Genomic DNA, 18,162 nt, shown 5'->3' on the forward strand with positions numbered 1-18,162 from the left:
AGCGAGCATGCGTCGCCCTCGCATGACGCCGCAATGTTGTCGCCGAGCATCTGAAAGACGTTTGTCGGCTCTGTCGATGGCTCCGCGCTCATTTGTTATCACCTTGCCGAGACACAACCTCGCGCAGCACTTCGCTGAAGGTTTCGGGCTCTTGGGCTCCCGAGACTCCGTATGCGCCGTCGAAGACAAAGAACGGCACGCCATTGATGCCATACTCTGCTGCCTGCGTCTTGTCCGCGGAGACATCTGAAGAGTAGGTTCCCTGTTCCAGCGCATTGAGCGCGAGCTCTCGATCGAGGCCGACGTCTTCGGCAAGATCGACAAGCGCGTCAATGCGCCCGACGTGTCGGCCCTCGACGAAGTAGGCTCGCATCAGGCGCTCCATCATTTCAGCTTCTTTGCCGTGAGCATGGGCGAAATGCACGAGCTCGTGCGCCTTTATCGTCTTGGTGTGCTTGACTGAGCCGAAGTCGTAGTCGAGGCCAACCTGCTGAGCAAGGTTCGTGACGTGGTCGAGCATTTGGGTGACCTGCTCGGGAGGCATTCCTTTGTAAGACGTCAGAAAATCGATCTCACTCCCGTCGAAATCGAGCGGGGTGTCCGGCGCCAATTCGAAGCTGTGGAAGCGGACGGTGACCGGCGGGTTCGCAGCATCTGCGGCAAATTCTTCCAGTGCGCGCTCGAATCGCCGTTTACCGATGTAGCACCAGGGGCATGCGATGTCAGACCAAATATCGACTGAGATTGGGGTGTCCATAGTGGGTGCAACCGGTCGCCCTTTGTGGGAATTCCCGAGGTCAAGATGCCGGTGTGTCCGTTGCCCCGCCAAAGCGTCGATCACGACTCACGTACAAGCTCACGGCGTGCCACAGGTCTTCGCGCGTGAAATCGGGCCACAGGGTATCGAGGAAAACCATTTCGGCATAGGCGCTCTGCCACAGCATGAAGTTGCTGGTTCGCTGCTCGCCTGAACTGCGCACAAAGAGATCAACGGGCGGAATCTCGGGTACATACAGCCGCGATGCGATCGTGCGTTCAGAGATTCCGCCGGGCTTCAGCTTGCCAGCGCTGACGTCACGGGCGATCGAACGAACAGCATCCGTGATTTCGTTCCTTCCCCCGTAGTTGACGCACATGGTGAGCGTTATGACGGAATTGTCCGCTGTGAGCCGTTCCGCGTATTGAAGCTCCTTGATGACTGACGACCAAAGACGAGGCCTGCGGCCGGCCCAACGGATTCGAACGCCCCACTCGTTGAGCTGATCGCGCCGCCGGTGCAGCACTGAACGGTTGAACCCCATGAGGAAGCGAACTTCCTCGGGGGAACGCCCCCAATTCTCGGTTGAAAATGCGTAGACGCTCACGTGGCGGATGCCTAGCTGAATCGCACCGGCGACAACATCGAGAAGCGCGGCCTCACCCGCCTTATGACCCTCGATGCGAGTCATCCCGCGCTTGTTTGCCCAACGACCGTTGCCGTCCATCACGATCGCCACATGCTGTGGGAGTGCTCTCGCCGGCAGTTCCGGGGGGTACACGCCGGTCCAGTCGATGGATCGATACGGGACGGCGTCTGCGTGCGTATACGGCTTGGGGGTCACTTTCGCCTTTCTGCCATCGGGGTGGAACTGAGGTGCGCGTACGAGCGGAGCCCGCGCTCGAGATGCCATTGAACGTAGGCAGCGACAAGTCCGCTCGCCCGCGACTGTACGGCCGCGTCGGCCGCGTCTACGATGTCCCACTCTCCCGCGAGCAGCGAACCGAGAAGATCGCGAGTCTGCACGTCAATCCTCGGACTCCCCGTTGGAGCGCATTCGGGGCAGACAACACCCCCCATCTGCACAACAACGGTTTCGTGCGGACCAGGGCGCTGACACCGTGAGCAATCGACGAAGCTCGGTGCCCAGCCCGCAAGTGACAACGCCCGCAGCAGGTACGAGTCCAGAGTCATTGCCGGGGCATGCTCTGCGCGTGACAACGATCGCAGCGCGCCGAGTAGCAACAGGTACTGCTGCCGGTTGGTGTCGGACTCGGTGAGCTTGTCTGCCGTTTCGACCATGACGCTGGCAGCGGTGTAGCTGTCGTAATCGGCGGCGATAATCTGACCGTATGCGCCAAGAGACTCTGCTTGAGTGATGGTGTCGAGGCTGCGGCCCTCGTACAGCTGCAGGTCGGCGACCATAAACGGTTCAAGTCGGGAGCCAAAACGCGAGCTTGTGCGCCGGATTCCTTTGGCGACGGCACGTACCTTGCCGTGCTGACGCGTCAGCAGCGTCACAATGCGGTCGGCTTCGCCCAACTTGTGGGTACGCAGCACCACGCCTTCATCTCGATATATCGGCACAACTGATTATCTCCCGTTCGCCTGCATGCATACGGAGCGACACCGTGAGACGGCGGTGCCGCCCCGGGTGATTCCCGCGGCGGCACCGGACGTATCGACGGCAGTCTTAGACGCCGGCTGTAGCCAGAGCCGGGTCAACGCTCGAGATGCGAAGGCCGCGGTTGACTGCAGAGACGATCGCCTTCAATGACGCTACGGAAATGTCACCATCAACTCCGACTCCCCACAGCCGCTGCTCACCAACCTGCAGCTCGACGTATGCGGCGGCAGCAGCATCGCCGCTCGCGCTCAGGGCATGCTCAACGTAGTCGTACAGCGTCACATCGACGCCGTGCTCATTCATGACCGTGAGGAACGCCGCGATCGGACCGTTTCCATGCGCGGTGTGCTCATCGAGCGAATCACCGTCACGCAACGAAACGTCGACGTCAACGCCCCCATCCACATTGCTCGAGGTGCGAAGTCCGCGAAGCTCGAATCGGCCCCACTTAGTTTCGTCAGCATCAGCGGGCAGGTATTCATCGTGGAAGATGCGCCAGATCTCCTCGCTGGTGACCTCGCCTCCTTCAGAATCTGTGCGGCTCTGAACGACTGACGAGAACTCGATCTGGAGTTTGCGAGGCAGTTCCATCCCGTGATCGGACTTCAAAAGATAAGCAACCCCGCCCTTGCCCGACTGCGAGTTGACGCGAATCACCGCTTCGTAGGAGCGACCGAGGTCCTTCGGGTCGACAGGCAGATACGGCACTGCCCAGGCGAGGTCGTCTGTGGACACCCCCTGGTCGGCAGCTGCCGCCGCCATTGCCTCAAAACCCTTCTTGATGGCGTCTTGGTGCGAGCCGCTGAAAGCTGTGAAGACGAGGTCTCCCGCCCATGGGCTTCGCTCGTGAACCTTCAGCTGGTTGCAGTACTCAGCGGTGCGCTTGATCTCGTCGATGTCGCTGAAGTCGATCTGAGGATCGATTCCCTGCGTGAACAAATTGATGCCGAGTGCAACGAGATCCACGTTGCCCGTGCGCTCACCGTTGCCGAAAAGGCACCCTTCAATACGGTCGGCACCGGCCATGTAGCCAAGCTCCGCAGCGGCAATCGCCGTCCCCCTGTCGTTATGAGGATGCAGGGAAAGTATGACGTTCTCACGATGCGTGAGGTTGCGGTTCATCCACTCGATCGAATCTGCGTAAACGTTGGGTGTGGCCATTTCGACAGTGGCAGGAAGGTTGATGATGACGTTGCGCTCGGGCGTGGGCTCGAGCACGTCGAGCACCTGGTTGCAGATCGTGGCAGCAAATTCGAGTTCGGTTCCGGTGTAGCTCTCTGGTGAGTATTCGTAGAACACTGTCGTTCCAGGGACCGTGCTTTCCATCTGCTTGCAGAGCCGCGCGCCGTTGAGCGCGATATCGATGATTCCCTGCTTGTCTGAGCGGAAAACAACGTCGCGTTGGAGAACGCTCGTGGAGTTGTACAGGTGAACGATGGCCTGCTTCGCCCCGGCAATTGACTCGTATGTACGCCGAATAAGGTGTTCACGGCACTGTGTCAGAACTTGAATCGTGACGTCGTCCGGTATGGCATCTTCTTCGATCAAGGAGCGCACGAAGTCGAAGTCCGTTTGACTGGCACTCGGAAATCCGACTTCAATCTCCTTGTAGCCCATTCGCACGAGCATGTCGAACATCACGCGCTTGCGCTCGGGGCTCATCGGATCGATGAGCGCCTGGTTGCCGTCTCTCAGATCGACGGCGCACCACCGTGGTGCAACGCTCGTCACGGCGTTCGGCCATGTGCGGTCAGGAAGGTCGACTGAAATCTGCTGGTGGAATGGCCGATACTTGTTGACCGGCATCGGCGACGCCTTCTGATTGTTCTTCATTGCTTCATTTCTCCTCGCGAGTCTTCTGCAGCCGACAACGAACTCCGCGACGAGAGGGGCTTGAGCTAAGCCTCGTCGCGGCAGCTAAGGAGAAGCGCGGTGGAAAACACGTTTTCAGGATAACACCATCGCGGACGAGCGGCGGCACTTGCCTAGCCTGCTATGCCGTGTTCGTATGCGTAAATTACCAGCTGCACGCGATCGCGTGCGCCGAGCTTGCTGAGCACGCGACTCACGTGCGTTTTGACAGTCGCTTCGCTGAGGAATTCTTTCTGGGCGATCTCCGAGTTGCTCATTCCGGATGCCGCCAGAACAAAGATCTGCTTCTCGCGTTCGGTGAGGGCGGCGAACTCGATCGGCTCGCGAGTGCGGGCCGACTGGCCCATTTGGGCCAAAAGTGCCTTCGTCGCGCCAGGAGCGATTACGGCGCTTCCGGAATGGACCGATCGGATTGCAGCAAGGAGAAATTCTGGCTGCGAGTCCTTCAACAAAAATCCACTTGCGCCGATGTGCAGTGCCCGCGCAGCCCCCTCGTCCAGCTCAAATGTGGTGAGAACGATCACGCGAGGTGCCGGATGCCCGGACGAATCGGCTTCGGCGAGAATCCGAGCCGTCGCCTCAATGCCGTCGAGCTCCGGCATGCGAACGTCCATCAGCACGACATCGGGACGCACCGAGCGGACGAGTTCGACGCCCGTGTGCCCGTTCTCGGCCTCGCCGGCAAACACCAGATCGGCTTGCGAGTCGATGAGCATACGAATTCCGGCGCGGAATAGCGATTGATCGTCAACGAGCGCGACGGAAATAGGTTCTGTCATGGATTTCTTGCCTCACTCATGCCGTTGGAAGATGGGCGATCACGCGGAACCGACCGGGTGTGGACGCGTCGATATCGAGGGTACCGCCCGCTAGTGTGGCGCGCTCGCGCATTCCTGGGAGACCGTGACCTCGTGAGAGGTCGGTTCCGTGTGCGTGCCTGCTTTCACCGACGAAGTTCTCGACGACCAGATCGACTCCGCTGTCACCGCCCGTAATCGTCACGTCAACCTCTCGTTGCGCTTCCCCGTGGTGGAGCGCATTCGTCAGTGCCTCTTGCATTATTCGATACGCGGCAATCTGACGTCCTGTCGGAATGTCGGGCAACGTACCGATGAGAGTGTAGGTCACGTGGAGCCCCGCACTTCGCATCCTCTCAATGAGCATGTCGATGTCCGCGAACCCTGGCTGCGGCCCAACCTCTTGTTCATGTCGCAATTCGCTGAGAAGCAGCCGCACGTCGCCCAGCGCATGCCGTGCCGTGTCCGACACTGTCTCGAGCGTGTGCGCGAGCGCATCTGCATCGCCCTTGTGCACATAGCGAGCGCCATCGGCCTGAGCGACAACCACGGCAAGTGAATGCGCCACGACATCATGCATGTCTCGCGCAATCCTGCCTCGTTCCTGTTCAACCACGGTGGCTCGTTCGGCAAGCGTCTGCGCCTGACGCGCTCGAAAGCGCTCGTACCCAGCCTGTCGAGCGGCATCGGCGGTGCGCATGAGCTGTCCAAGGGTCCACGAGAGCCCCAGAACCACGACGCCGGCAATGGCGCCCATGATCGCTGCGAACGACAGAATCGAGATCGACGCTGGATCGAATGTCACGTTCGTATTCGTCACCAGCACCGTGTAGGCGGATGCGATGACTCCCCCGCCAATGGCCGAGATCAGGCCATACCAACGCACCCATCCGTCTCCATAGCGTGCCGTGGCGTAGAGGACTATCGGAATTGCGATGTTGTAGAGATTCGGCGAAGCACCGAATCCCATTTGTACGATGACGGCGATCCACGCAAGCGTGAGGGAGAGCGCAGGCGACGCCCGACGCAACGTAAGGATGCCCCAGGTCACCAACAGTTGCCACGGGTCGACGACGTTGCCGTGAAGTGCGAGGGGAAGGCACAGCACCGCGACGATTGCGCCAATACCACCGTCGACGGCGTATTGGCGCGGCAGCAAACGACGGATCATGCGCTCAACAGTAGTTCTCATCGCACGTCTCGAGGCCCGTGAGAGCCACTGATCATCCCGTGGATGCGCAAAATCATCCTCCGGTGGCATGGTGCCGATTCAGAACCCGAGCCGACCGAGCTGTTTCGGGTCCCGCTGCCATTCTCGCGCCACCTTCACACGAAGCGAAAGAAACACCTTCGAGCCCACAAGCGGTTCGATCTGCGCCCGCGCGCGTTCACCGACCTCGCGAAGTCTGGCCCCCTGCTTGCCAATGACGATCGCCTTCTGGCTATCCCTCTCGACAAAAATGTTCGCATAGATATCGACGAGCGGTTTGTTCTCCCTCGTGCTGATGTCGTCGATCGTCACGGCAAGCGAATGGGGGAGCTCATCATGCACGCCCTCGAGCGCAGCCTCCCGGATAAACTCCGCAATACGATCGTCGAGTGATTCGTCCGTGATCCGCTCATCCGGATAGAGCTTCGGTGACTCGGGCAACAGCGCGACCAGTTGTTCGACAAGCACGTCAAGCTGAACATTCTCGATGCTAGATACGGGGATGATCTCATCCCAATCCCGAAGCTGAGAGACTGCGAGGAGCTGGTCGGCGACGCGCGCTTTCGGCACCGCATCGATCTTCGTGACGATTGCTACCTTCTTCGCGCGCGGGAATTCGTCGAGCTGCTGATTGATGTAACGATCTCCCGGCCCGATCTTGTCTCCCGCCGGCACGCAGAGCCCGATCACATCCATGTCGCCGAGCGTCGATTGCACGAGATCGTTGAGACGTTCGCCGAGCAATGTTCGCGGGCGATGGACTCCGGGCGTGTCGACGATAATGACCTGCCCATTATCGACGCTGATGATGCCTCGGATCGCTTTACGAGTCGTCTGAGGCTTTGCGCTCGTGATCGCGACCTTCGTTCCGACCAGCGCGTTCATCAGCGTCGACTTCCCGACGTTCGGACGCCCAACGAAAGAGACGAAACCAGCTCGGTATTCCTTGTGTTCCGTTTCAGTCATTTCTACTCCTGCTCGGGTGAATGGACAGCGTCAGTCCCGATATCGCGCTGAACAATGATTGTGCTGATCTCGCCCTGCCTGCCGTGGGTGCGCTCCGCGGTCATGATTAAACCGTGAGTGCTGACACTGTCGCCAGATACCGGGAGGCGATCGAGCGCCTTGGTGAGGAGTCCGCCGGCCGAGTCGACATCGTCGTCATCGATCTCGATGTCGAACAGGTCGCCGAGCTCGTCGATCGACAGTCGCGATCGCACCCGAAATTGAGAGGCCGCGAGCTGCTCCACGTCGAGAGGCTCACGATCGTACTCGTCGGCAATGTCTCCGATGAGCTCCTCAATGAGGTCTTCGAGTGTGACAAGTCCGGCGATTCCACCGTACTCATCGACAACCATCGCCAGGTGGTTCGACTCCACCTGCATCTGCTGCAGCAAGTCGTCGACCTTCTTCGATTCCGGCACGAACCACGCGGGACGCACAAGGTCGAGAGCCGGGTTCCGCTGAGCATCCGAGTCGCCTTCGTAAACGACTCGCGCCAAATCTTTCAGATACAGGATGCCGAGAACCTCGTCGACGTCATCGGACACTACGGGAGCTCGTGAGATTCCCGTGCCGAGAAAGACCCCGAGAGCAGTGATCACGTTGGTGTCGTGATCGATGCTCACCATGTCTGTTCGTGGGATCATGACCTCGCGCACGTAGGTGTCGTTGAACTCGAATATCGAATGGATCAGCTCGCGGTCGTCTTCCTCGAGCACACTCATCTCCGTGGCTTCATCAACCATGCTGAGAAGCTGCTCTTCAGACGAGAACGAGATTTCGCGAGGAACCCCAGGAGTTACTCGATTGCCGAAGGCCATGAGCGCGTGAGCGATGGGACCAAGGAGAACCCGCACGAAATGAATGAGCGGAGCGACGAAACGCAGAATCATGTCCGCATGGTTGCGCCCATAGCTTCGCGGGCTGGCCCCGACGAGAACGAATGACGCAAGCGTCATGATGAATGCGGATATCAGCAGTGCCAACCACACCTGCACGAAGAGCCGTGCGAACACCAGCGTCACGAGCACCGCGGCCGTGGTCTCGGCGAAGATGCGCATGAAGTTGATGGAGTTCATGTGGGCGCCGGGATCCTCGGCTATGGCAGTGAGCGACCGCGGGCGGCGTGACTGCTCTGCAAGATCCTGAATATCATTGCGAGACTTCACCCCGATTGCTGCGTCCGCCGCCGTCATCAGGCCGGCGAAGGCGATGAGCACGAGCGCCGCGCATGCGAAGATGACGAGAAGCACCTATGCTCCGTGGCGGTCGGTTGTGGCGAAAGAAAGCAAGATGTCTCGCTGAATTCCGAACATCTCGCGCTCCTCGTCCGGCTCAGCATGGTCAAATCCCAACAGATGCAAAATGCCGTGGGTGGTCAAGAGCAGCAGCTCATCCAGCGTCGAGTGGCCGGCGGTTTCGGCTTGCATCTCGGCAACCTGAGGGCAGAGAACAATGTCACCGAGCAGTCCAGGTGGCGTCGGGTTTTCTTCGGTCCCTGGCCTCAACTCGTCCATCGGAAAGCTGAGAACGTCCGTCGGCCCTGGCTCGTCCATCCACTGCACGTGCAATTGCTCCATTGCGCCCTCATCGACGACGACGATGTTGAGCTCTGCCTCCGAACTCACGTGCATCGCTCCGAGCGCATGATTGGCCAGCCGCAGCAGTGCTGCTTCATCGACCGCGACGGCCGACTCGTTGTTAATCTCGATGCTCACGAGCTGAAGCCTCCGGGTTTACGTGTGTTGTCGCGTGGCTTTCGCGCGCGTTTCTCGACTCTGCTCGCGAACTCGCGTGCTTGTTCTCTCTCATAGCGATCTGCCTGCTGACGCTCGTCGTATTCGGTGTATGCATCGACGATCTGGCCGACCAGCGTGTGGCGCACCACGTCGTCGCTCGTGAGCCGGCAGAACTCAATATCGTCAATGGTGTTCAGTACTCGCGTAACCAAGCGAAGGCCAGACGATGCTCCCGGAAGATCTACCTGTGTGATATCGCCCGTGACGACCATCTTCGAGTTGAAGCCCAGACGAGTGAGGAACATTTTCATCTGCTCAGGCGTCGTATTCTGAGCCTCGTCGAGCACGACGAACGAATCATTCAGGGTTCGACCGCGCATGTACGCCAGAGGCGCCACCTCGATGGTCCCTGCCGCCAGCAGCTTCGGGACGAGCTCTGGGTCCATCATCTCGTTCAACGCGTCGTACAGCGGCCGCAGATACGGATCAATCTTGTCCGTGAGCGTGCCGGGCAGGAACCCGAGTCTCTCGCCTGCTTCGATTGCCGGTCGCGACAGGATGATCCGCGTCACTTCCTTGCGTTGCAGTGCCTGTACGGCCTTCGCCATGGCGAGATAGGTTTTGCCTGTTCCGGCTGGTCCAATACCGAACGTGATCGTGTTCTCGTCGATTGCATCCACGTACGACTTCTGACCCGCCGTCTTTGGCCTGATCACCTTGCCACGTGCCGAAAGGATCGTCTGACCGAGTATCTCAGTCGGTGTATGACCGCCTTCCTCGATGAGACGCGTTGACGTTGTTACATCTGACTGCGCAAGATCGTGGCCTCCGCGCACGAGCGCGAGCAGTTCTTCGATCAGCAGTTGAGCGGAAGCGACAGCTTGTTCCGGTCCCGTGAGGGTGATCTTGTTGCCGCGAACGTGCACGTCGACTTCGGGATGCTCGTGTTCAATGGTGGTCAAGAGGCGATCCTGAGGTCCAAGCACATGCACCATTGCGACACCGTCGACGAGGATCTCCGCTGACGACTCGTGATGCGGTTCTGGATGGTCAGTGTCCGACAAGTGTTCCCTCTCCGAGTTCTCCAGCAAGCACATGGGCGTGCACGTGAAAAACTGTCTGGCCGGCTTCTGCACCGCTGTTGAAGATCAGCCGGTATTGTCCGCCAGCGCGTTCGTCTGCGATCTGCTGTGTCAAAGCCACGAGCTTCGAAAGCAGTTCGGGGTCTGCGGCGGCGAGTTCCGCAACAGTCGCGTACTCCGTCGTCTTGGGCACAACGAGCACGTGAACTCTCGCTTGAGGATTGACGTCTTCAAACGCAATCAAGTCATCGTTCTCCGCCACGATCGTCGCCGGAATCTCACCTGAGATGATGCGGCTGAAGATACTGGGAGTCGTCTCTGTCATGCCTCTATCCTACGGAACCATCGTGTGCGCGGAAGCTACCAGTGCCCGGTCAACACGTTGAGAACGGCAAGGGCGGCAGCTCCAGCAGACGACGTGCGCAGCACATCGGACCCGAGGCGCACCCTCTCGGCATTCGCCGCGGTGAGTTCTTGATGCTCCTCATCGGCAATCCCACCCTCCGGGCCGACGACGAGAATAAGAGAACGAGCATCGAGCTGGATGCTGCTGAGCGCCGTTTCTGCCTGAGGATCGAGCACCAGCATCCGATGTTCGCTGCTGCGGGTGGCGAGCATCGTTGTGGTGACGAGAGACTCTACGTCCGGGATGTGCGACCGCAGCGATTGCTTCGTCGCTTCGCGGGCGATCGTCTGCCATCGTAGCGCTCCCTTGACAGCCTTTGCTGCATCCCACCGTGACACGCTGCGCTTCGCCTGCCACGGAATTATCGAGCTGACGCCGAGTTCGGTGCACATCTGCACCGCTCGTTCGTCCCGATCACCCTTCGCGAGAGCCTGAGCAAGCGTAATCGACGGCCGCCGGCCATCGTATCGGCGCACTCTTGATGCACGCAGCTCAACGTCATGAGGACGAGCTGCCTCAACGACGCACTCGACAAGCAGTCCTCGGCCGTTACCGATAAGCACTGACTCGCCCGGGCGAACACGGGAAACGGAGACAGCGTGCTTGGCCTCCGGACCGGAAAGTACAAGATGGTCGCCCGGCGACGCGTAATCGAGCGCATCGTCGAGGAAGAGACTGCTCATGTCAACTCACGAAGCGGTCTCGAAGCTTGGCAAAGAGACCCTGCTGAAAGTGGGCGAGCTCCGGCTTCGGATCGCGCCGACGCTCTGAGAACTGCCGGATCATCTCGCGCTCTTTGTGATCGAGCTTGGATGGTGTCACGACTTGCACGCCGACACGTAGATCTCCACGAGCGCTGCTGCGCAGGCCGGTGATTCCGCGATCCTTAATCACCAGAACATCGCCACTCTGCACACCGGGTCGGACATCAAGCTCAACGTCGCCGTCAAGTGCTTTAATCGTGCTCGTCGTTCCAAGCACCGCATCGGCCATCGACACCTCGAGGGTGCAGAGAACGTCATCGCCGTTTCGACTGAAGACGTCGTCGTGCCTCACCTTGATCTCGAGGTAGAGGTCACCAGATGGGCCGCCCCCCTGGCCGGCTTCTCCGCTCCCTGGCATCTGCAGACGCAGCCCGGTGTCGACACCGGAGGGAATGTCAACAGACACCGTGCGACGTGCCCGCACACGACCCTGCGCCTGGCACGTCACGCAGGGGTTCGGAATGATCGTGCCGTAACCACGGCATGACCCGCAGGGGCTTGCCGTGACGACGTTTCCCAGCAGAGAGCGAACGGTGCGCTGTACCTGCCCCGTTCCGTGGCAGATGTCACACGTCACGGGTGATGTGCCCGGCTGGCAGCAAGACCCCTCGCATGTCTCGCACAGCACTGCTGTATCGACCTCAATCTGCTTCGTCGTTCCGAACATCACATCGATGAGGTCGACCTCAATGCGCAGCAACGCATCTTCGCCCCGCTCCTGGCGTGAACGGGGGCCACGACCACCACCGCCTCCGCCGCCAAAGAACGTGTCGAAGATGTCGCCAAAGCCTCCGAAGCCTCCTCCTCCGCCACCGAACGGATTACGGCCCCCGGCATCGTACTCAGCGCGTTGCTGCGAGTCGCTGAGAACGTCGTAGGCGTGAGTGACGTTCTTGAACGTCTCTGCTGCTTCGGGGCTCGGGTTGACGTCGGGGTGCAGCTGCCGCGCTAGCTTGCGGTATGCCTTCTTGATCTCGTCGACCGACGCGTCACGCGACACGCCGAGGGTTTCGTAGTGGTCAGCCACTCGCGGCCTTTCCTCGTCGTTCGCCGGTCGGGCTCGTCCGGCGGATGTGCAGTTCTGTGCGCCGAGCCGCGCACGTGGAGTCTGTCACTCGACCCCGAGAAGTCGAGAAAGATAGCGGGCAACGGCACGCACGGCCGTGATGTTTCCCGCATAATCCATTCTCGTCGGTCCAAGCACCCCAAGACGGGCGATTTCGCCAGCAGAGGAACGGTATCCGCTCGTCACGATACTTGTTTCATCAAGGCCGAATGGCGCATTCTCTCGTCCGATACTTGCCGAGACCCCGAGCTGATCAGCCTGCATCTCCCCGAATAAGCGCAACAGCACGACCTGCTGTTCGAGTGCTTCGAGCACGGGGAAAATGCTTCCTGAGAAGTCCTCTTCTGTGCGTGCAAGATTCGCCGCACCCGCCATTACCAGCCGATCTTCACGATAATGGCCCAGAACTTCAAGCACGACGTTGCACACTGTATCGGCAAGCGGTGAGTGCTCGTCCGGTGACTGTTTCTCGACACGGCTCATCAACTCGACGGCTGCGGAATTGACGGTTCGTGACGAGACATCATCGTTGATTTGAACCTTGATACGGCCAATCTCATCGTCATCGAGTAGACGGTCAGACTCGACGAGCCGCTGATCAACGCGCCCATTGTCGACGATCACGACAACAAGCAAGGTGTTTTCGCTTACCGTGACCAACTCGACATGACGCACCGATGCTCGTGCGAACGACGGGTACTGAACTAGAGCCACTTGGTTGGTCAGCTGAGAAAGCAGACGGACCGATCGCCGCAGAACATCGTCAAGATCAGCAGAGGGTTCGAGAAACATTTCAATGGCGCGCCGCTGTGCGGGCGAAAGCGGCTTCTTGTCTGCGAGCTGATCGACGAAAAGTCGGTACCCCTTGTCCGTCGGGACGCGGCCCGACGATGTATGGGGAGCGACAATGAGCTCTTCCTCTTCGAGCAACGCCATATCGTTGCGGATCGTGGCGGCGGACACACCAAACTGGTGACGATCGACAATGCTCTTGGAGCCGACGGGTTCGCGAGAGGAAACATAGTCCGTGACGATGGCGCGCAAGACGTCGAGGCTGCGTTCAGACACCATGCACATCGCCTCCTCTCTGGCACTCGTTCTCTCAGAGTGCCAATCTTAGTCGGTGATAAAGCGGCGCGGATAATTGCAGGCTCACCTCCGTGTCTGTAGGTTTACTCCTAAGTCTTGCGAAGGACTTGACTCGAGCGTTCGCCAGCAAGCGAACTCACCACAGCGAAAGGCGAAGCAATGACTGACCCGAATGCACCGCAGCCGGCCGATCCGAATCAGCCGCCCAATACGCAAGGCCAGCCATCCCAAACACCACCGCAGCAGCCTCAATATGGTCAGCAGCAGGCACCTCAGTACGGCCAGCAGGCACCTCAGCATGGTCAGGAGCAGCCGCCGCAGCCGGGCCAGCAGCAGTACGGGCAGCAGCAGCCGTATGCTCAGCAGCCGCCGCCGCAGGGCCAGCAGCCATATGGACAGCAGCCATATGGACAGCAGGGCCAGCAACCTTATGGGCAGCCTCAGTACGCCCAGGCTCCCGGTGCCCAGCCGCTGTCTCCTCAGGATGACAAGATGTGGGCGATGTGGTCCCACTTCGGCGGGGTTCTGAGTATCTTGCCGTCTCTCATCATCTACCTGGTGTTCAAGGATCGCGGTCCGTTCGTGCGTCAGGAGGCGAAGGAAGCGCTCAACTGGCAGATCACGATCCTCATCGTCATCATCGCGTGGTCGATCGTCGTGGGGATTTTGAGCGGCATTGTTGTTGCGTCGATGATCGCCGGCGGAAGCTTCGGTGCGATCAGCGGCTTCACGGCGCTGTTCAGCTTCTTGAGCTGGCTCCCCTACCTCCTGAACCTGATCTTCTCGATCATCGGTGGAGTCAAGGTGAAGGGTGGGCAGCCGTACCGTTACCCCGTCAACTTCCGTTTCATCAAGTAAGTCAGTCAGTCAGGCGTCGTACGACGGCGTCTGCTAGAAGCCGCCCTTTCACGGTCAGTACGATCCGGCCGTCGAGGGCGGCTTCCGCGTTAATGAGCTCGTTGGCGATGAGCTCAGCGACGGCGATCCGCGCTGAAGCACTCAACACGCTCGTGGGGAGGCCCTCGCGGATTCGCGTTTCGAGGAGGATCCGTTCTATGCGTCGTGTCTCGTCATCGAGGGACTCCCGGCCGGCAGCAGGCGACGCCGAACCGGCAAGTCGCGCGGCGTAGGCCGCCGGATGCTTGACGTTCCACCACCGCACGCCGCCAACATGACTGTGCGCCCCCGGTCCGATCCCCCACCAGTCCTGTCCCGTCCAATACGCCAGGTTGTGACGTGAGCGTTGAGCGGGTGTGCGCGCCCAGTTGCTGACTTCATACCAGCTGAGCCCCTCTGCAGAGAGCGTCGATTCGGCAACCTCGTACATATCCGCTTCGAGATCGTCATCGGGGACAGCAACATCGCCCCGGCGAATCTGTCGTGCGAGCTTCGTGCCGTCCTCAACGATCAGGGCGTACGCAGACAGGTGATCGGGGTTCTGGCGCAGGGCGTGCTCAAGTGAGCGTTTCCAATCGTCGAGACTTTCCCCTGGGGTGCCGTATATGAGGTCGAGACTGACGCTGAGCCCTGCGTCGCGAGCGGCAGAGACGACGTCAGGAATTCGCTCAGGGTCATGGGTGCGCTCGAGGGTGGCCAGAACGTGAGGAACGGCGGACTGCATTCCGAAGGAGACACGCGTGAACCCAGCATCCGCGAGTTCGTGAAGGTAGCGTGCGTCGACGCTGTCTGGATTTGCCTCTGTCGTCACTTCAGCGTTCGCGACGAAACCAAATTCGTCCCGAATGCCCGTCAACATCCGCGCCAAGTCCTGTGCTGGCAAAAGAGTCGGCGTACCCCCGCCGAAGAACACTGTCGAAAGTGGACGCTTCTCTGCGCCGAGGTCGTCAAGCACCTGCCCGGCTAGACGCACCTCGTGGAGCGCTTCATCGGCGTAGTCCGTCTGGCGTGCACCACGAAGCTCAGTTGCCGTGTAGGTATTGAAGTCGCAGTATCCGCAGCGAACGCGGCAGAACGGCACGTGAACGTAGACACCGAGGTCGCGGCATGCGGACCCCACGGCAGCCGACCGAGGCAGTCGCCCGTCTGGCGGCGCAGGGTCGCCGAGCGGCAGAGCTGAGGGCGCCATCTATTCGCGCACGTCACTTGCCCACGCAGGCGAGAGTGCGCGCAGGTACTGCGCAGACAGACGCTTGCGGCGTCGCAACAGCAGAAAGGGAAACAACCGGTAAAACCAGCGGGCAGGCCGCACAAACGCCCGTACCGTAAACCACACGCTGTCATCGTCGCGATGCTCGATCGAGAACGATTCTTCACCGCTGATTGCATGCCCGGATACCGTTCCGAACGCAAATGCCACGTGTTGTGGATCTTCGATCACGTAGACAACCCGCACGTGTCCGCGAACAGAATACGGGCCGACATGGCCCGAGAGCGAGGCCGTGGTTCCCGACGTAATGTACGGAGTGCCGTCGGAGGCAAAGCGGTCCTCCGTTCGGTCAGCACCCGGTCGAATCGGTGTGCCGTCTTCTGCAAAGCGCACGCCCTGGTACGCGTCGCCGCTGCCGCGCTCAATGTCCGAAACCGTGATTCCCGCAAGACGCAGAATCTGCCACGAAAGAATGGAAGCGGATGCCGCGGCGAAACGCTCGTCTCCGCTGCCGATCTTGATGGCGTCCTCGTAAGGCTTGTAGCCGTCGGGCGGGTACTGAAGCAGGTCGGCGGCCTGAGTCGCACCAACGGCCGCATAGTCCGTCGGCTGGTCTTCAAAGTTGGACCGACGCATCGTCTTACTTCTTGTCCTTCTTCGTCTCGGTCTCGCCACTGAGAGCCGCAATGAATGCTTCTTGTGGCACTTCGACGCGACCCACCATCTTCATGCGTTTCTTGCCCTCTTTCTGCTTCTCCAGCAGTTTCCGCTTCCGAGAGATATCGCCGCCATAACACTTTGCGAGAACGTCTTTTCGCATCGCGCGGATCGACTCGCGAGCGATAATACGCGATCCGATGGCCGCCTGCACAGGAACCTCGAACTGTTGACGCGGAATGAGCTTCTTGAGCCTCTCGGTCATGAGCACACCGTACGCGTAGGCCTTCTCGCGGTGCACAATAGCGCTGAACGCGTCGACCTGATCACCCTGAAGCAGAATGTCTACCTTCACAAGATCGGACTCTTGCTCGCCCATCGGCTCGTAGTCGAGAGATGCGTAACCCTGTGTGCGGCTCTTGAGATGGTCGAAGAAGTCGAACACGATCTCCCCAAGAGGCATGCTGTATCGGATCTCTACCCGTTCCTCTCCCAGGTATTCCATGCCAAGCAGAGTTCCTCTGCGCGATTGGCACAGCTCCATAATCGTGCCCACGTAATCTTTCGGCGCGATGATCCCGACCTTCACGACAGGTTCGGATACGGAGCTGATTTTGCCCTCAGGGAACTCGCTCGGGTTCGTGACCGTCACCGACTTTTTGTCTTCGGTTGTCACCTCGTAGGTGACACTCGGTGCAGTGGCGATGAGGTCGAGACCGAACTCGCGTTGGAGTCGCTCATTCACGATTTCCAGGTGAAGCAGGCCGAGAAACCCACAGCGGAACCCGAAGCCAAGAGCAACAGAAGTCTCAGGCTCGTAGGCGAGCGCAGCATCCGACAGCTTGAGCTTGTCGAGCGCTTCGCGCAGGTCGGTGTAATCTGCTCCGTCGATCGGATAGAGCCCCGAGAACACCATTGGTTTCGGGTCGGTGTAACCGGGCAGCGCGTTCCGTGCCGGAGTCTTCGAATCGGTGACCGTGTCGCCCACGCGGGATTGTCTGACGTCTTTCACCCCGGTGATGAGGTAACCGACTTCTCCGACGCCCAGTCCCTTGCTTGGGGTTGGCTCGGGGGACGACACGCCGATCTCCAGAAGCTCGTGTGTCGCGGTCGTCGACATCATCTGCACCTTTTGGCGTGGTCGCAATGACCCATCAACCATTCGAACGTAAGTGACGACTCCGCGATAACTGTCGTACACCGAGTCGAAGATCATCGCTCGGGCGGGAGCCTGCTCGTCACCTGAGGGCGAGGGCACGCGCCCGACGACACGGTCGAGAAGCTCGTCCACACCGACTCCCGTCTTTCCGGAGACGCGCAGAACATCGTCGGGTGAACCGCCGATGAGATTGGCGAGCTCAGCAGCGTACTTGTCAGGGTCTGCAGCCGGAAGATCGATCTTGTTCAGCACGGGGATGATCTCAAGGTCGTTCTCGAGAGCGAGGTACAGGTTTGCGAGCGTCTGCGCCTCAATACCCTGCGCCGCATCAACGAGCAGAACCGCCCCTTCACAGGCGGCAAGTGAGCGGGAAACCTCATATGTGAAGTCCACGTGCCCAGGCGTGTCGATCATGTTGAGAGCGAACGTCTCGCCGTCTTTCTCCCAGGGCATGCGCACAGCCTGGCTCTTGATCGTGATTCCACGTTCGCGCTCAATGTCCATCCGGTCGAGGTACTGCGCCCGCATGTCCCGGTCTGCGACGATTCCAGTTACCTGCAGCATGCGGTCAGCGAGTGTCGACTTTCCATGGTCGATATGTGCGATGATGCAGAAGTTGCGGATGAATGCAGGGTCGGTAGCGGCTGGCTCGAGGGCCGTGATTGCTCTGGGGCTCAACGCGTTCCTTTACTCTGTTCAGTCGGTAAGGAACCATTGTCCCATGCCGTTCGTCAAAGGTTCGCGGTGAACACGAATACGCTGCGTCGCGTTCCGCCTTCTCTTGGCACGACGGTTTGGAAGTCGCGTCGAGACTGGTAGTATAGGGCG

The 18,162-nt window shown here is 60.0% G+C and carries 18 protein-coding genes; 1 reads left to right on the plus strand and 17 read right to left on the minus strand.

Translation table 11 applies throughout. From position 1 onward, the window contains the following. Positions 1–88: 88 nt before the first annotated feature. The 14 genes from HCR76_RS08795 to hrcA form a co-directional block, all read right to left on the minus strand. Complete coding sequence (locus tag HCR76_RS08795; RefSeq protein ID WP_166990079.1) at positions 89–757, minus strand: DsbA family oxidoreductase; 669 nt, start codon at positions 755–757, stop codon at positions 89–91. Positions 758–797: 40 nt separating this feature from the next. After that, positions 798–1,601, minus strand: coding sequence for an isoprenyl transferase (locus tag HCR76_RS08800; RefSeq protein WP_166990081.1), 804 nt, complete (start codon positions 1,599–1,601; stop codon positions 798–800). Then, complete coding sequence (gene recO, locus HCR76_RS08805) at positions 1,598–2,344, minus strand: DNA repair protein RecO (RefSeq protein ID WP_166990083.1); 747 nt, start codon at positions 2,342–2,344, stop codon at positions 1,598–1,600. Before recO ends, HCR76_RS08800 begins: the two co-directional genes overlap by 4 nt. Before the next feature lie 106 nt (positions 2,345–2,450). Then, positions 2,451–4,217: a 2-isopropylmalate synthase gene (gene leuA, locus HCR76_RS08810; protein ID WP_166990085.1), complete on the minus strand. Its 1,767-nt coding sequence runs from the start codon at positions 4,215–4,217 to the stop codon at positions 2,451–2,453. Positions 4,218–4,369: 152 nt separating this feature from the next. Further along, positions 4,370–5,035 (minus strand): response regulator, encoded by a 666-nt coding sequence (locus HCR76_RS08815; RefSeq protein WP_166990087.1) that lies wholly within the window; start codon positions 5,033–5,035, stop codon positions 4,370–4,372. Positions 5,036–5,051: 16 nt separating this feature from the next. After that, positions 5,052–6,224, minus strand: coding sequence for a sensor histidine kinase (locus HCR76_RS08820; RefSeq protein WP_166990089.1), 1,173 nt, complete (start codon positions 6,222–6,224; stop codon positions 5,052–5,054). A gap of 99 nt (positions 6,225–6,323) precedes the next feature. Then, positions 6,324–7,229 (minus strand): GTPase Era, encoded by a 906-nt coding sequence (gene era, locus HCR76_RS08825; protein ID WP_166990091.1) that lies wholly within the window; start codon positions 7,227–7,229, stop codon positions 6,324–6,326. A gap of 2 nt (positions 7,230–7,231) precedes the next feature. Then, the gene (locus tag HCR76_RS08830; protein WP_268920982.1) at positions 7,232–8,518 is read right to left on the minus strand and encodes a hemolysin family protein; all 1,287 of its coding nucleotides are present in this window, start codon (positions 8,516–8,518) and stop codon (positions 7,232–7,234) included. Beyond that, a complete protein-coding gene (ybeY, locus tag HCR76_RS08835) occupies positions 8,519–8,983 on the minus strand; it encodes an rRNA maturation RNase YbeY (RefSeq protein WP_166990093.1) in 465 nt (154 codons plus the stop codon). Then, a complete protein-coding gene (locus HCR76_RS08840) occupies positions 8,980–9,999 on the minus strand; it encodes a PhoH family protein (RefSeq protein ID WP_235934149.1) in 1,020 nt (339 codons plus the stop codon). Before HCR76_RS08840 ends, ybeY begins: the two co-directional genes overlap by 4 nt. A 55-nt stretch (positions 10,000–10,054) precedes the next feature. Continuing rightward, entirely contained in the window at positions 10,055–10,411 is a 357-nt protein-coding gene (locus HCR76_RS08845; RefSeq protein ID WP_166990096.1) for a histidine triad nucleotide-binding protein, read from the minus strand. 35 nt (positions 10,412–10,446) lie between these two features. Continuing rightward, a complete protein-coding gene (locus HCR76_RS08850) occupies positions 10,447–11,175 on the minus strand; it encodes a 16S rRNA (uracil(1498)-N(3))-methyltransferase (protein ID WP_166990098.1) in 729 nt (242 codons plus the stop codon). 1 nt (position 11,176) lies between these two features. Continuing rightward, positions 11,177–12,283 (minus strand): molecular chaperone DnaJ, encoded by a 1,107-nt coding sequence (gene dnaJ / locus HCR76_RS08855; protein ID WP_166990100.1) that lies wholly within the window; start codon positions 12,281–12,283, stop codon positions 11,177–11,179. 84 nt (positions 12,284–12,367) lie between these two features. Then, a complete protein-coding gene (gene hrcA, locus HCR76_RS08860; RefSeq protein ID WP_166990102.1) occupies positions 12,368–13,393 on the minus strand; it encodes a heat-inducible transcriptional repressor HrcA in 1,026 nt (341 codons plus the stop codon). 177 nt (positions 13,394–13,570) lie between these two features. Here hrcA and HCR76_RS08865 point away from each other — a divergent pair, with 177 nt between their 5' ends. Further along, a complete protein-coding gene (locus tag HCR76_RS08865) occupies positions 13,571–14,269 on the plus strand; it encodes a DUF4870 domain-containing protein (protein WP_166990104.1) in 699 nt (232 codons plus the stop codon). Between the two features lies 1 nt (position 14,270). Here HCR76_RS08865 and hemW read toward each other — a convergent pair whose 3' ends face one another. Genes hemW through lepA form a run of 3 tightly spaced genes read right to left on the minus strand, consistent with a single transcriptional unit; the run spans position 14,271 to position 18,012 of the window. Further along, positions 14,271–15,497 (minus strand): radical SAM family heme chaperone HemW, encoded by a 1,227-nt coding sequence (hemW, locus tag HCR76_RS08870; protein ID WP_166990106.1) that lies wholly within the window; start codon positions 15,495–15,497, stop codon positions 14,271–14,273. Continuing rightward, a complete protein-coding gene (locus tag HCR76_RS08875) occupies positions 15,498–16,154 on the minus strand; it encodes a DUF1990 domain-containing protein (protein ID WP_166990108.1) in 657 nt (218 codons plus the stop codon). A gap of 4 nt (positions 16,155–16,158) precedes the next feature. Further along, a complete protein-coding gene (gene lepA, locus HCR76_RS08880) occupies positions 16,159–18,012 on the minus strand; it encodes a translation elongation factor 4 (RefSeq protein ID WP_166990110.1) in 1,854 nt (617 codons plus the stop codon). Positions 18,013–18,162: the final 150 nt, after the last annotated feature.

This window comes from Paramicrobacterium chengjingii (assembly GCF_011751765.2).
In the GTDB taxonomy this organism is placed as follows: Bacteria; Actinomycetota; Actinomycetes; order Actinomycetales; family Microbacteriaceae; genus Paramicrobacterium; species Paramicrobacterium chengjingii.

Coding starts and splice junctions, on each gene's coding strand:
- HCR76_RS08795 (WP_166990079.1), bottom strand. CDS start 757: ATGGACACCCCAATCTCAGTCGATATTTGGTCTGACATCGCATGCCCC.
- leuA (WP_166990085.1), bottom strand. CDS start 4,217: ATGAAGAACAATCAGAAGGCGTCGCCGATGCCGGTCAACAAGTATCGG.
- HCR76_RS08815 (WP_166990087.1), bottom strand. CDS start 5,035: ATGACAGAACCTATTTCCGTCGCGCTCGTTGACGATCAATCGCTATTC.
- HCR76_RS08820 (WP_166990089.1), bottom strand. CDS start 6,224: ATGATCCGTCGTTTGCTGCCGCGCCAATACGCCGTCGACGGTGGTATT.
- era (WP_166990091.1), bottom strand. CDS start 7,229: ATGACTGAAACGGAACACAAGGAATACCGAGCTGGTTTCGTCTCTTTC.
- HCR76_RS08840 (WP_235934149.1), bottom strand. CDS start 9,999: ATGGTGCATGTGCTTGGACCTCAGGATCGCCTCTTGACCACCATTGAA.
- HCR76_RS08845 (WP_166990096.1), bottom strand. CDS start 10,411: ATGACAGAGACGACTCCCAGTATCTTCAGCCGCATCATCTCAGGTGAG.
- HCR76_RS08850 (WP_166990098.1), bottom strand. CDS start 11,175: ATGAGCAGTCTCTTCCTCGACGATGCGCTCGATTACGCGTCGCCGGGC.
- hrcA (WP_166990102.1), bottom strand. CDS start 13,393: ATGGTGTCTGAACGCAGCCTCGACGTCTTGCGCGCCATCGTCACGGAC.
- HCR76_RS08865 (WP_166990104.1), top strand. CDS start 13,571: ATGACTGACCCGAATGCACCGCAGCCGGCCGATCCGAATCAGCCGCCC.
- hemW (WP_166990106.1), bottom strand. CDS start 15,497: ATGGCGCCCTCAGCTCTGCCGCTCGGCGACCCTGCGCCGCCAGACGGG.
- HCR76_RS08875 (WP_166990108.1), bottom strand. CDS start 16,154: ATGCGTCGGTCCAACTTTGAAGACCAGCCGACGGACTATGCGGCCGTT.